Here is a 13,282-nt window from a genome sequence, read left to right on the forward strand (position 1 = left end):
AGATTGAACAGTCCGCGCCTGCGTACACGCCTTTTTGACGATCCGTCATGAGACGGTACGGAGATGACGTCATCACCGGTACTCGACGGCAGGGCGGCTCTGGTCACCGGCGCCTCCCGGGGGATCGGCCTCGCCGCGGCGCAGGCCCTGGGCGAGGCGGGAGCGATGGTCTGCATCACCGCTCGCGATCCCGCGGGAGTGGACGCGGCCGTGGACCGGCTCGCCGCCACCGGCGTCAGGGCGGTGGGCTGCGCCGGCTCGGTCGCGGATCCCGCACACCTGGCGGCGTGCACGGATCTTGCGGTGCGGGAGTTCGGCCGGCTCGACATCCTCGTCAACAACGCCGGGACCAATGCCCCGTTCGGCCCGCTGATGGAGGCCGAGCCCGAGGTCTGGCGCGACGCCTTTGCCGTGAACGTGGAGGCGCCGCTGCGCCTGATCCAGCTCGCCTGGCGGGCATGGATGCGCGAGCACGGCGGCGCAGTCGTCAACATCTGCACCGAGGGCACATACGGCGTGGGGCCGCACGTCGGCGCGTACGGCACGAGCAAGGCGGCCCTGCTGCACCTGACCCGCCAGCTCGCCGGTGAGCTGGCGCCGGGCGTGCGGGTGAACGCTGTCTCGCCGGGGCTGGTGCGCACCGAGATGGCGCGATTCGTGTGGGAACGGGCCGAGGAGAGGATCGCCCAGAGTCTGCCGCTGGCCCGGATCGGCGAGCCGGAGGACGTGGCACGCGCAGTGCTGTGGCTGGTCTCCGACGAGGCGGACTGGGTCACCGGCACGGACCTGCTCGTCGACGGCGGCACGAGGGTACGAGCGGCCGGCCGGGCCGGCTCCGGCGTGCCCACGGATGCCGTACACGACGTTCTGGCGCGAACGGACCCGCGGAGCAGCACGTAGCCGCCGACACCAGCCCGGGTGCGGAGCGGTGAAGCGCCGGTCCACGCTGCGCGGCGAGGTGGCGGAGTCCGGCCGCAGGTGCGCGGACCCACAACCGACCTGCCGACCGACATGCCGGTGGGGCACCCGAAGTCCGGGTATCCCACCGGCTGTTGGATCTCCGGTCAGCCGGTGAAGCCGGCGGTGATGGAGGTGAACTGCCAGTCGCTCTGGGCGATGCCCGAGCAGGTCTCCTGCAGGCCGCCGCCCGGGCAGCCGTGGTCGCGGTTGACGGACCAGAAGGCGAGGCGCGCTATATGGTGCGAGTTGGCCCAGTTGCGGATGTCGGTCCAGTTCTGGACGGTGGTGGTCTCCTGGTTGTCGCTGACACCGTTCATGCCGGAGATGCCGATGTGGGCGTAAGCGGTGGCGTCGTCCCAGCCGAAGGTGGACTTCAGCTTGGCCTTGAGGCCCTCGGTCGCGCTGACAGTGCCGGCGTACATGTCGGTTGATGCGTTGCCGAAGTCGAAGGGCATGATGGTGAAGACGTCGATGTCCGCGCCCAGCACCTTGGACTGATCGATGAGACGGTTGCCGTAGCTGTTCGGTCCGGTGGTCGTGGTGCCGAAGGTGACGATGGTCTTCAGGCCGGGGTTGTTCTGCTTGACGATCTTCAGAGCGCCGAGAATGCGGTCCTGCACAACGGCGTTCTCGAACTCGTCGGTGTTCTCGATGTCGATGTCGATCGCCTTCAGCCCGTACGCGTCGATCACCTGCTGGTAGGCGCCGGCCAGCGCCGCCGGGGTGGAGCAGCTCGGGCCGAGCTTGTTGCCCTGCCAGCCGCCGAAGGACGGGACGATGTCACCGCCGGCCGCCCGGATGGCGGCGATGGCCGACTGGTCGACACCGCCGGTCAGCGCGCGCTGGCCGTCCCAGGCCGGATTGCAGCCACCGGAGGACAGGATGAAGGCCATGGTGAACCACTTGACGCCGGTGGCGTTCATCACCGTACCCGGAGCCGGCGGGTTGCCCCAGCCGAGGTAGAGGTAGGGGGCGGCCTGCTTGAAGCCCGTCCCGCCGCTGCCTCCGGAACTGGTGGTGACGCTCACCGCGTTGGACGCGGCCGAGACGTTGCCGGCCGCGTCGCGCGACTTGACGGTGAACGAGTACGTCGTGCTCGCGGCCAGACCGCTCACGGTTGCGCTGGTTCCGGTGGCTGTGCTGACCTTGGTGCTGCCCTGGTAGATGTCGTACCCGGTGACACCGACGTTGTCGGTGGAGGCGGCCCAGGAAAGGGTGGCACTGGAGGAGGTCTTGCCGGTGGACTGTAGGCCGCTGGGAGCGGTGGGGGCCTGGGTGTCGGTGCTGCCTCCCGGTCCGTCCAGGCTGATGTCGTCGGCGTAGTAAGTGCCCTGTCCGTACCAGCCGTTGAGGTAGATCTCGGCGCTGGTCTGCGACGCACCGGTGGTGAAGGAGAGCGAGAGCTGGGCGTAGCCGGACGTCGACGTGGTCCAGGTGGAGCTGCCGCCTGTGACACCGAGGTAGACGTAGCTGCCCCGTACCCAACCGGACAGTGTGTAGGTGGTGTTGGGCTGGACGGCGACGGTCTGGGTGCACTTGGCGTTGTCGCTGTCGCCGGCGGCCCCGGCCAGCGCCTTGCTGCCGCTGTGCACCGGACTGGAGACCACGGAGCCGAGGCCGCCGCTGCAGGACCAGCCCGACAGCGTTGCGGATTCGAAGCCGGAGTTGTTGACCAGGTTCGCCGCGGATGCCGTGCCGGGAACGGTCAGGGTTGCTGCTGTACCGAGCAGGACTGCACCTGCCAGAGCGAGCAGGCGTGATCGAGTGCGCACGAGACCTCCGTTGTGAGAACGAGGGAGAAACGCGAACCGCGACAGCGTCGACACCGACGCCGGTGACACAAGCGAAACTGCTTCTGCGGCCCGCTGGAGACGGGCCGCAGAAGTGCATGTCTGGCTGGCTCGACAGCTTCCCGAAGTGGCAAATCGCTTGTCAATAGGTTGATTAGGAAACTTTCCTGTTCGTCGCTCCGGCCTGATCCGTGCGGCACCGTCGCGCTGGACCGGCCCCGGGATCGACGTCAAGTCGGCTGCCAGGACGATCCGTTGGGCGATCTCGGCGTAGCCTTGTCGCCACCCTTGCGTACGGCATCGGCCGACGTGGCCCCACCGGCCAGGAAGTGCGCGTCGTGAAGACAGGTCACGAAGAGCGTCAGCCGCGCGGCTGTTCGCCTTTGTCGCCCGCCTGCTGCCGGTGGGACTCCCGGCCGTCCGCGATGCGGGCCTCGGCCCGCTCCCAGGCTCTGCGATCACCCATGGGCGCATGGCGCCGCAGGTCCTGTGTCTCGCACAGCAGTTGGCGCAGGTCGGACAGGCCACCTGCCACCGCACCCGCCGTACGGGCCTGCACCAGAACGTTGCCGAGCGCCGCGGCCTCGGCCGGGCCCGCCACCACGGGCAGCCCGCACGCGTCCGCCGTCAGCCGGCACAGCAGCTCGTTGTGGGCGCCGCCGCCGACGATGTGCACGGCCTCGACCGTACGGCCGGAAAGCCGCTGGGCGTCCATGAGTGCGCGGCGGTGGGCGAGGGCAAGGGAGTCCAGCACGCAGCGGGTTGTCTCGGCCGCGTCGCGCGGCACGGGTTGGCCGGTGCGGCGGCAGGCCTCGGAGATCCGCTCCGGCATCCGGCCCGGCGCGATGAACTCCGGATCGCCCGCGTCCACGACCGAGCGAAGGGGAGCGGACTCGGCGGCGCGGCACAGCAGTTCGTCCAGCTCGTACGTCCGGCCCTGCGACGCCCAGGCGCGCAGGCATTCCTGGAGCAGCCACAGGCCCATGATGTTGCGCAGGTAGCGGACGGTGCCGTCCACGCCCAGCTCGTTCGTGAAGTTGGCGCGGCGGCTGTCCTCGGTGAGGACGGGCGCATCCAGTTCGAGCCCGGCCAGCGACCACGTGCCGGTTGCGATGTATGCGAAGCGGTCACCGCGCGCGGGCACGCCCACCACGGCGGACGCGGTGTCGTGCGACCCGACGGCGGTCACGGGAACGGGCCCCCCGAGCCCCGTCTCGGCCAGCACCTCGGGCAGCAACTGCCCTGCCCGGTCGCCGGGCCGGCGCAGGGGTGCGAAGAGCGAGAGGTCGATCCCGAGGGTGTCGGCGACGGGCCGGGCCCAGTCGCGGGTGCGCGGGTCGACCAGCTGGGTGGTGGAGGCGTTGGTCAGCTCGGTGCCGACCTCGCCTGTCAGCCAGTACGAGACGAGGTCCGGGATCATCAGCAGCCTGCGGGCCGCGGCCAGGGCGGGTGTGCCCTGGGCGGCGACCAGCTGATAGACGGTGTTGAAGGGGAGGTACTGCAGCCCGGTGGCCGCGTACAGAGCGGTGGGCGACACTGCCCCGGCGACCTTCGCGGTGGCGCTCCCTGTACGGCCGTCCCGGTAGTGCACGGGGTTGCCGATGAGCGCGCCGTCCGCGTCGAGAAGGCCGTAGTCCACGGCCCAGGAATCGATCCCCACGCTCGCCGGGGGCCCGCCTGCGAACCGGCCCGCGGCTTGCAGACCTTCGAGCACGCCGCGGTACAGGGCGAGGATGTCCCAGTGCAGGGTGGAGCCGACCCGTACGGGAGTGTTGGGGAAGCGGTGCACTTCCGTCAGGTCGAGCGTTCCGGTTCCCACCCGGCCCACCATCACGCGGCCGCTGGACGCGCCCAGGTCGACGGCGGCGAAGGGGCGGGGATCGGTCGGTGCCACGTCTTGTCAGTCCTTCGTGAAGGTTCGTACGACCGGGTTGCGATGCGGGCGCCACGCCGGCCCGCACCACGGCGGAACGACTCTCCGCGCGGCGGTGACCCGCCGGCCTGCGGCGGTGCGGGGCGGCAGGGCGGCAGTGCGCCCGCCCCGCACCGTGCCGCTCGCGCGAGCGCTACCGCAGGAACGCCGCCGCGACCCCCGCGTCGACCGGCACATGGAGCCCCGTCGTATGACTCAAGTCCCCGCCGGTCAGGGCGAACACCGCGTTGGCGACATGCACCGGGAGCACCTCCCTCTTCAGCAGGGTCCGCTGGGCGTAGAACTCGCCCAGCTTCTCCTCCTCCACGCCGTACACGGCCGCCCGCTTCGCCCCCCAGCCGCCGGCGAAGATGCCGGAACCGCGCACCACCCCATCAGGGTTGATGCCATTGACCCGGATGCCGTGCTCACCCAGCTCGGCCGCCAGCAGCCGGACCTGGTGAGCCTGGTCGGCCTTGGTGGCTCCGTACGCGATGTTGTTCGGGCCTGCGAACACGCCGTTCTTGGAGGCGATGTAGACGATGTCGCCGCCGATGCCCTGCGCGGTCATCACCCGCGCCGCCTCGCGGGAGACGAGGAAGGACCCGCGGGCCATGATGTCGTGCTGGAGGTCCCAGTCCTTCGCCGTGGTCTCCAGCAGCGGCTTGGAGATGGAGATCCCCGCGTTGTTGACCACCAGGTCGACGCCGCCGAAGGCGAGCGACGCGGCGGCGAAGGCGGCGGCGATCTGCTCCTCGGAGGTGACGTCCACGGTCACCGCGACCGCCTTGTCGGGGCCGCCCAGCTCATCGGCCACCGCAGTGGCGCTGTCCGCGTCGACGTCGGCGACCACCACGCACGCGCCCTCGGCGGCCAGCCGGTGCGCAATGGCCTTGCCGATGCCGGACCCGGCCCCCGTCACCAGCGCGACCCGGGTCGCCAGGGGCTTGGGCGGCGGCGTCCGGCGGAGCTTGGCCTCCTCCAGCTCCCAGTACTCGATGCGGAACTTCTCGGACTCCTCGATGGGCGCGTACGAGGAGACCGCCTCGGCCCCGCGCATCACGTTGATCGCGTTCACATAGAACTCGCCGGCCACGCGCGCGGTCTGCTTGTCCTTGCCGAAACTGAACATGCCGACGCCCGGGACGAGGATGATGGCCGGGTCCGCGCCGCGCATGGCGGGGGAGTCGGCGTCGGCGTGCCGCTCGTAGTACGCGCGGTAGTCCTCGCGATAGGCGGCGTGCAGCTCCTTCAGCCGTGCGACCGCCTCCTCCAGCGGCACGCCGGCCGGCAGGTCGAGGACCAGTGGACGGACCTTCGTCCGCAGGAAGTGGTCGGGGCAGGAGGTGCCGAGCGCGGCGAGCCGCGGGTGCTCGGCGCGCGCCAGGAAGTCCAGTACGACATCGGAGTCGGTGAAGTGGCCCACCTGGGGGCGGTCGGTGGAGGCCAGACCACGGATGACGGAGGCGAGCGCGGCGGCGCGGGCCCGGCGCTCGTCCTCGGCCGGTGCCCCGTACCCGTCGAGTACCTGCCCGAACGGTTCCGCCTTGCCACGCTCGGCGAGGAACGCCTCCGCTGCGCGGATGATGTGCAGGGAGTTGCGCTCGCACTCCTCGGAGGACGCGCCCCAGGCGGTGATGCCGTGTCCGCCGAGAACGCAGCCGATGGCCTCGGGGCGGGCAGCCTTGACGGCCGCGATGTCCAGGCCGAGCTGGAAGCCGGGGCGGCGCCACGGCACCCACACGACCTGGTTGCCGAAACACTCCTTGGTCAGCGCCTCGCCGTCGGCTGCGCAGGCGAGCGCGATGCCGGAGTCGGGGTGGAGATGGTCGACGTGGGCGGCCTCGACGAGGCCGTGCATCGCGGTGTCGATGGACGGCGCGGCGCCCCCCTTGCCATGCAGGCAGTAGTCGAAGGCCGCGACCATCTCGTCCTCGCGGTCCACGCCCGGGTACACCCCGGTCAGCGCGCGCAGCCGGTCCAGCCGCAGCGCGGCGAGCCCGTCGGCCTTGAGCGTACCCAGGTCGCCACCCGAACCCTTGACCCACATCAGCTCGATGTCGCCGCCGGTCACGGGATCGGTGGCGGTGCCCTTCGCGGAGGTGTTGCCGCCCGCGTAGTTGGTGTTACGGGCGTCCGCGCCCAGCCGGTGGGATCGAGCGAGCAGCTCCGCCACGCGCTCGTGAGGTGCGTCTGTCATCACTTGCTTCCTTCGAGTTTCGTCATGGCTTCCTGCCGACGGGGTGCGGCGGGTTCGCGTCGCCGGGCTGCGCCGCGCGGGACGCCCGCCGTCGCGGCGGGAGATCTGTCGTGGTTCCGCCGCGGCGGCGCCTGCTTCCCGACGCGACAACGGGTGACCGGTGTGCTGCGGCGCGGCGGTGCCGAACCGGCTCCGGGCGTCGTACTCCACACCCCACTCCACCGTGGTGGCCGCGCCCGCCGCGCCCCTCCGCATTCCCGCGGGAGGCCTTACGCCCCCCAGCCCGCCTGCGTGCCGCCGATTCGCTCGGCGACGGTCTTCTCCGCCCAGCCGGAACGGCGGTACGCCGCGATCGGGTCCGGGTCGAGGCCAAGCTCCTCGCGCACCTCGGCCAGCAGCGGCCGTACATCCGTGTTGTACGCGTCCATCAGGACGGCGTTCGCGGCCAGCACGTCCCCGGAGCGCTGCGCAGCGCCGAGCGCCTCGCCGTCCACGAGCAGCGCCTTCGCCGTCGCCTCCTGGACGTTCATCACGGAGCGGATGATGGCCGGGATCTTCGCCTCGATGTTGTGGCACTGGTCGAGCATGAAGGCCACGTCGGGTGTGAAGCCGCCGCCGCGGATCACCTCGTACATGATGCGGAACAGCTGGAAGGGATCGGCCGCGCCGACCATCAGGTCGTCGTCCGCGTAGAACCGGGAGTTGAAGTCGAACGCGCCGAGCCTCCCCTCGCGCAGCAGCAGAGCGACGATGAACTCGATGTTGGTGCCGGGCGCGTGGTGGCCGGTGTCCACCACGACCTGCGCCTTGGGGCCCAGCTTCAGGCAGTGCGCGTACGCGGTGCCCCAGTCGGGGACGTCGGTCGCGTAGAAGGCGGGCTCGAAGAACTTGTACTCCAGCAGCATCCGCTGGTTCTCGCCCAGTCGCTCGTGCACCGCGGCCAGGGCCTCGGCCAGCCGGTCCTGACGGTCCCGGATGTCGTCCTGGCCGGGGTAGTTGGTGCCGTCGGAGAACCACAGCTTGAGGTCGCGCGAGCCGGTCGCATCCATGATGTCGACGCACTCCAGCAGGTGCCCGAGGGCCTTGCGGCGGACGCCCGGGTCGGGGTTGGTGACCGAGCCCAGCTTGTAGTCGTCGTCCTGGAAGACGTTGGAGTTGATCGCGCCGAGCCGGAGTCCGAGCTCCTGCGCGTACGTGGCGAGGTCCGCGTAACCATCGGAGCCCTCGACCTTGTCCCACGGGATGTGCAGGGCGACGGTCGGGGCGACGCCGGTGTGCTGGTGGACGCGCGCCGCGTCGTCCAGCTTCTCCCGCGGGGTGCGCGGCACTCCGGGCTGCGCGAACACCTTGAAGCGCGTGCCGGAATTGCCGTACGCCCATGACGGCGTCTCGATGGCCTGGGTCTTGAGGGCCGCCTTCACGGCGGATACGGCAGTCATGGATCAGCGCTCCCGGGGGCCGAGCAGATGGATGAATCGTTTCATCGAAGGTGAAGTTATGACCACCCGGCGGGCATGTCAAGGGATTGAGTCGGTTCAGAGATTTCACGGGTTGACCCATTGACTACGCGGGTGTTGCGCGTCTAGCTTCCGTGAAACTTAGTTGAAACCTTTCACGGCGCCTTCGGGGCGTACTTCCACGGAGCATCCATGAACCAGCCCGACACGGGCCCGGCCCCCGTCCTGGCCCTGACGGACGTGTCCAAGTCCTTCGGTGCCGTACGGGCGCTGCAGGACGTCTCCCTGCAACTGCTGCCGGGCGAGGTCCACGCGCTCGCGGGGGAGAACGGCGCGGGCAAGTCCACGCTCATCAAGGCGCTGGCCGGGGTGCACCGGCCGGACTCCGGCCAGGTGCTGCTCGACGGGAAGCCGGTCGTCTTCAACGGCCCGGCCGACGCCCGCAACGCCGGCATCGCCGTCATCTATCAGGAGCCCACGCTCTTCCCCGACCTGTCGATCGCCGAGAACATCTTCATGGGCCGTCAGCCGCGCGCCTCGCTCGGCCGGATCGACCGCCGGGCCGTGCGCGAGGCGACCGCCGCCCTGATGACCCGGCTCGGCGTCGACCTCGACCCCGAACGGCTCGCCCGTGGACTGTCCATCGCCGACCAGCAGATCGTCGAGATCGCCAAGGCGCTCTCCTTCGACGCCCGCGTCCTGATCATGGACGAGCCCACCGCCGCCCTCACCGGCAGCGAGACCGCCCGCCTCTTCTCGGTCGTCAGGACGCTGCGCGCCTCCGGCGCCGCCGTCCTGTTCATCTCGCACCGGCTCGAGGAGATATTCGGGCTCTGCCAGCGCGTGACGACGCTGCGCGACGGCCGCTGGGTCGCCTCCGAGCCCCTGGACGGCCTCACCGAGGACGACCTCGTACGCCGCATGGTCGGCCGCGACCTCGACGAGCTCTACCCCAAGCAGGCCACGACCGTCGGCGAGACCGCGCTGTCGGTGCGGCGGCTCACCCGCGAAGGCGTCTTCCGGGACGTGTCGTTCGAGGTGCGGCGCGGCGAGATCGTGGCGCTCGCCGGGCTGGTCGGCGCCGGCCGATCCGAGGTCGTCCAGGCCGTCTTCGGCGTGGACAAGGCGGACGCGGGCGAGGTGCACGTGAACGGCGCGCCGCTGCGCGCCGGTTCGCCGACTGCCGCCATGGACGCCGGAGTTGCGCTCGTACCGGAGGACCGGCGCCAGCGCGGGCTCGTCATGGAGATGTCCATCGAGCGCAACATCGGCCTCACCGGGCTCGGCAGCCTGGGCAGCGGCGGGATGGTGCGCCGCACCCTGGAGCGCGGGCGGGCTGCCGACTGGGCGGTGAAGCTCCAGCTCAAGTACAACAAACTCTCCGACACGGTCGGGGTGCTCTCCGGCGGCAACCAGCAGAAGGTCGTGCTCGCCAAGTGGCTGGCCACCGACCCGTCCGTGCTCATCGTCGACGAGCCCACACGCGGCATCGACGTCGGCACCAAGGCCGAGGTCCACCGGCTGCTGTCCTCGCTCGCCGCCGAAGGGCTCGCCGTGCTGATGGTCTCCTCCGACCTGCCCGAGGTGCTCGGCATGGCCGACCGCGTGCTGGTCATGCACGAGGGCCGACTGGTGGCGGAGATCCCCCGCGAAGAGGCCACCGAGGAGACGGTCATGGCCGCGGCCACAGGTCGCCTCACCGGCAAGGAGAAGGCGGCATGACAGTCGAGCCAGGTCTCAGCGGCCGCCGCGGATGTGGCGGCTCGCACGACACACACGGAAGGGCAGCGGCGTGACGGCCACCCTCGAATCTCCGCCGGCCGCGCCGGAGGCGGACCGGCGATCCGCGCGCTCGCTCATGGATCTGGTCTTCCGTGCCCGTGAGTTGAGCATCGGCGGCGCGCTCGTGGTGCTGATCCTCGGCACCTGGATATCCAACCCGTCCTTCCTGGACGACCAGGGAATCAAGGATCTGCTCCTCAACTCCTCGATCCTCGTGCTGCTCGCCGTCGGCCAGTCCGTCGTCGTCATCACCCGCAACATCGATCTGTCCGTCGGTTCCGTCGTCGGGCTCACCGCCTTCGCCTGCGGCAGCTTCGTCTCGGGCACGCACCACAGCGCGCTGGCCGTCGTCCTGCTCGGCATCGGGCTCGGCGTCCTGTGCGGCCTGGTCAGCGGCCTGCTGGTGAGCTTCGGCCGGGTGCCCGCGCTGGTCGTCACCCTCGGCATGCTGTACGTCATCCAGGGCATCGACCACGCCTGGGCGCACGGCGAGCAGATCAACGCCGCCGACGTCCCCGACGACGTGCTCGGCCTCGGCAGCGGCAGTGTCATCGGCATCCCGTATCTGCCGCTGATCTCCGCCGCGGTGCTGGTCGGTATCGCCTACTACCTGCGTGCCTACCGCAGCGGCCGGGAGCTGTACGCGATCGGGTCCAACCCCGAGGCCGCCCGCCTGGCCGGTATCCCCATCCGCCGCCGCGTGCTCGCGGCGTACGCCTTCTCCGGCGCCGTCGCCGGCCTTGCCGGGGCGCTGTGGCTCGCCCGCTTCGGCACGGTCGTCGCCGACGCCGCGAACGGCTGGGAGCTGACCGTCGTCAGCTCGGTCGTCGTCGGCGGCGTCGCCATCACCGGCGGCGTCGGCACGGTCTGGGGCGCGGCGCTCGGCGCGCTGCTGCTCACCACGATGGGCAGCGCCCTCGTCGTCCTGAAGGTGGACTCCTTCTGGCAGCAGGCCATCACCGGTGTGCTGCTGCTCGCGGCCATCACCACCGACCGCATCGTGAACCTGCGCACCACCAGCGCGCTGAGGAAGAGGAGCCGACGATGAACACCCTTGTCAAATACCTGCGCTGGGACACCGTCGTCGGCGTGCTCCTGATCGCCGTCTTCCTCGCCGGATCCGGTACGACGGAGGGCTTCGCGGACACCGCCAACCTCTCCGCCGCCCTCGACGACACCGCCGAAATCGCTCTCATCGCCCTGCCGATGACCCTGTTGGTCGTCGCGGGGCAGGTCGACCTCTCCGTGGCCTCCATGCTCGGACTCTCCAGCGCGCTCGCCGGCTCGCTGTGGGAGGCCGGCTGGGCCTTCGAGACGATCGTGCCCCTGTGCCTGCTCGTCGGCGCGCTCGGCGGCCTCCTCAACGGGTGGCTCGTCACCCGCGTCGGACTGCCCTCGCTCGCCGTCACCATCGGCACGCTCACTCTCTACCGGGGCCTGGCCTCCGTCGTTCTCGGGGACAAGGCGGTCGCCGACTTCCCCGAGACGTACTCCCAGTGGGCCACCTACACCCAGACCGTGCCGGGCACCTTCATCCCGTACCCCGTCGCCCTGTTCGGCGTCCTCGCCGTCGTCACCGCCGTCGTCCTGCACTGCACGGCCTTCGGGAGGTCGCTGTACGCGATCGGCGCGCAGGAGGACGCGGCCTACTTCGCGGGCATCCGGGTCAAGCGCATCAAACTGGTGCTGTTCGTCCTCGCGGGCTTCGTGGCCTCCTTCGCCGGGATCGTCTTCACCCTGCGGTACGGCAGCGCCCGCGCCGACAACGGGGTCGGACTCGAACTGGTGGTCATCGCCTCGGTGCTGCTCGGCGGAGTCGACTTCGACGGCGGGCGGGGCACCCTCGGCGGCGCGGTCGCCGGTGTGCTGCTGATCGGTCTGCTGAACAACCTCCTCACCCTCAACGACGTGTCCAACGAGATCCAGGTGATCGTCACCGGCCTGCTGCTCGTGGCCTCCGTCCTCACCCCGCGGGTCGTCGCCGCCGTCTCCGAACGCCGTCACCGGCGCGCCGCGACCGCCTCCGCCTAGCTCCCCTTCCTTTCCTCAACTCCCGCTCTCCGAAAGGGACGTCATCATGTCTGCGCACTCCCGCACGCGCCGCCGTGCCACCCTCACCGCCACAGCGGCGGCCTGCGTCCTCGCCGTCACGCTGGCCGGCTGCTCGGGCACCACGAAGAACGACACCAAGAACGACGCCAAGGAAGCGGCGAGCAGCGCCAAGGCCGATCCGAATGCGCCGCTGAAGAAGGGCCTCAAGATCGCCTTTCTGCCGAAGCAGATCAACAACCCGTACGAGAAGATCGTCGACGACGCGGGGATCGGCGCGGTCAAGGAGTTCGGCGGCTCGGGCAAGGAGGTCGGACCCTCCGACGCCAAGGCCTCCTCCCAGGTCTCGTACATCAACACCCTCATCCAGCAGCGCCAGGACGCGATCCTGATCGCCGCGAACGACCCCAACGCGGTGTGCGGCCCGCTCAAGCAGGCCATGAAGCAGGACATCAAGGTCGTCGCCTACGACTCCGACACCGCCAAGGACTGCCGCCAGCTGTTCATCAACCAGGCCAGTTCCGAGGAGATCGGCCGCAGCCAGGTCCAGCACCTCGCCAAGCAGCTCGACTACAAGGGCGAGATCGCGATCCTCTCGGCCACCCAGAACGCGACGAACCAGAACACCTGGATCGGGTTCATGAAGGACGAGCTGAAGAAGCCCGAGTACAAGGACCTGAAGCTGGTCAAGGTCGCCTACGGGGACGACGACGACCAGAAGTCCTTCCAGGAGACCCAGGGCCTGCTCAAGGCCTACCCGAAGCTGAAGGGCATCATCTCACCCACCACGGTCGGCATCGCCGCCGCCTCCCGCTACATCAGCGACTCCAGCTACAAGGGAAAGGTCGTCATCAACGGTCTGGGCACGCCGAACCAGATGCGCAAGTACGTCAAGGACGGCACGGTCGAGCAGTTCTCCCTGTGGGACCCCAAGAAGCTCGGCTACCTCGGCTCGTACGCGGCCGCCGCTCTCGCCTCGGGCCAGATCACCGGTGCGGAGGGTGAGAAGTTCAAGGCCGGTGACCTCGGCGAGTACACCATCGGCAAGGACGGCGAGGTCATCCTCGGCCCGCCGACCGTCTTCGACAAGAACAACATCGACGACTTCGACTTCTGAGTTCCGGGTTCGTCC

General features: G+C 70.1%; 9 protein-coding genes. 5 read left to right on the top strand and 4 right to left on the bottom strand.

Annotated features, from left to right (window positions below):
* Positions 1-63: 63 nt before the first annotated feature.
* On the top strand, positions 64-900 hold the full coding sequence (locus ACIA8E_RS23965; protein WP_399301360.1) for an SDR family oxidoreductase: 837 nt from the start codon (positions 64-66) through the stop codon (positions 898-900).
* Positions 901-1,064: 164 nt separating this feature from the next.
* Here the strand turns inward: ACIA8E_RS23965 and ACIA8E_RS23970 are convergent, their stop codons facing one another.
* The 4 genes from ACIA8E_RS23970 to rhaI all read right to left on the bottom strand — a co-directional run bounded on the left by ACIA8E_RS23970 (position 1,065) and on the right by rhaI (position 8,301).
* Positions 1,065-2,732 carry a carbohydrate binding domain-containing protein gene (locus tag ACIA8E_RS23970; RefSeq protein ID WP_399301361.1) on the bottom strand — a complete coding sequence of 556 codons (1,668 nt, stop codon included), beginning with the start codon at positions 2,730-2,732 and terminating at the stop codon, positions 1,065-1,067.
* Between the two features lie 379 nt (positions 2,733-3,111).
* Positions 3,112-4,644 (bottom strand): rhamnulokinase family protein, encoded by a 1,533-nt coding sequence (locus tag ACIA8E_RS23975; RefSeq protein WP_399301362.1) that lies wholly within the window; start codon positions 4,642-4,644, stop codon positions 3,112-3,114.
* A gap of 172 nt (positions 4,645-4,816) precedes the next feature.
* Entirely contained in the window at positions 4,817-6,862 is a 2,046-nt protein-coding gene (locus tag ACIA8E_RS23980) for a bifunctional aldolase/short-chain dehydrogenase (RefSeq protein ID WP_399301363.1), read from the bottom strand.
* Between the two features lie 269 nt (positions 6,863-7,131).
* Entirely contained in the window at positions 7,132-8,301 is a 1,170-nt protein-coding gene (rhaI, locus tag ACIA8E_RS23985) for an L-rhamnose isomerase (protein ID WP_399301364.1), read from the bottom strand.
* A gap of 210 nt (positions 8,302-8,511) precedes the next feature.
* Between rhaI and ACIA8E_RS23990 the strand changes: the two genes are divergently transcribed.
* The 4 genes from ACIA8E_RS23990 to rhaS are packed head-to-tail and all read left to right on the top strand — an operon-like array spanning position 8,512 to position 13,267.
* Entirely contained in the window at positions 8,512-10,041 is a 1,530-nt protein-coding gene (locus ACIA8E_RS23990; RefSeq protein ID WP_399301365.1) for a sugar ABC transporter ATP-binding protein, read from the top strand.
* Positions 10,042-10,072: 31 nt separating this feature from the next.
* Positions 10,073-11,149 carry an ABC transporter permease gene (locus ACIA8E_RS23995; RefSeq protein WP_399301366.1) on the top strand — a complete coding sequence of 359 codons (1,077 nt, stop codon included), beginning with the start codon at positions 10,073-10,075 and terminating at the stop codon, positions 11,147-11,149.
* The gene (locus ACIA8E_RS24000; protein WP_399301367.1) at positions 11,146-12,132 is read left to right on the top strand and encodes an ABC transporter permease; all 987 of its coding nucleotides are present in this window, start codon (positions 11,146-11,148) and stop codon (positions 12,130-12,132) included. The genes ACIA8E_RS23995 and ACIA8E_RS24000 overlap by 4 nt, the downstream gene beginning before the upstream one ends.
* Positions 12,133-12,178: 46 nt before the next feature.
* A complete protein-coding gene (rhaS, locus tag ACIA8E_RS24005) occupies positions 12,179-13,267 on the top strand; it encodes a rhamnose ABC transporter substrate-binding protein (RefSeq protein ID WP_376260770.1) in 1,089 nt (362 codons plus the stop codon).
* Positions 13,268-13,282 lie beyond the last annotated feature (15 nt).

Origin of the sequence: Streptomyces sp. NPDC051664, assembly GCF_044453545.1 — a bacterium.
Taxonomy (GTDB): Bacteria; Actinomycetota; Actinomycetes; order Streptomycetales; family Streptomycetaceae; genus Streptomyces.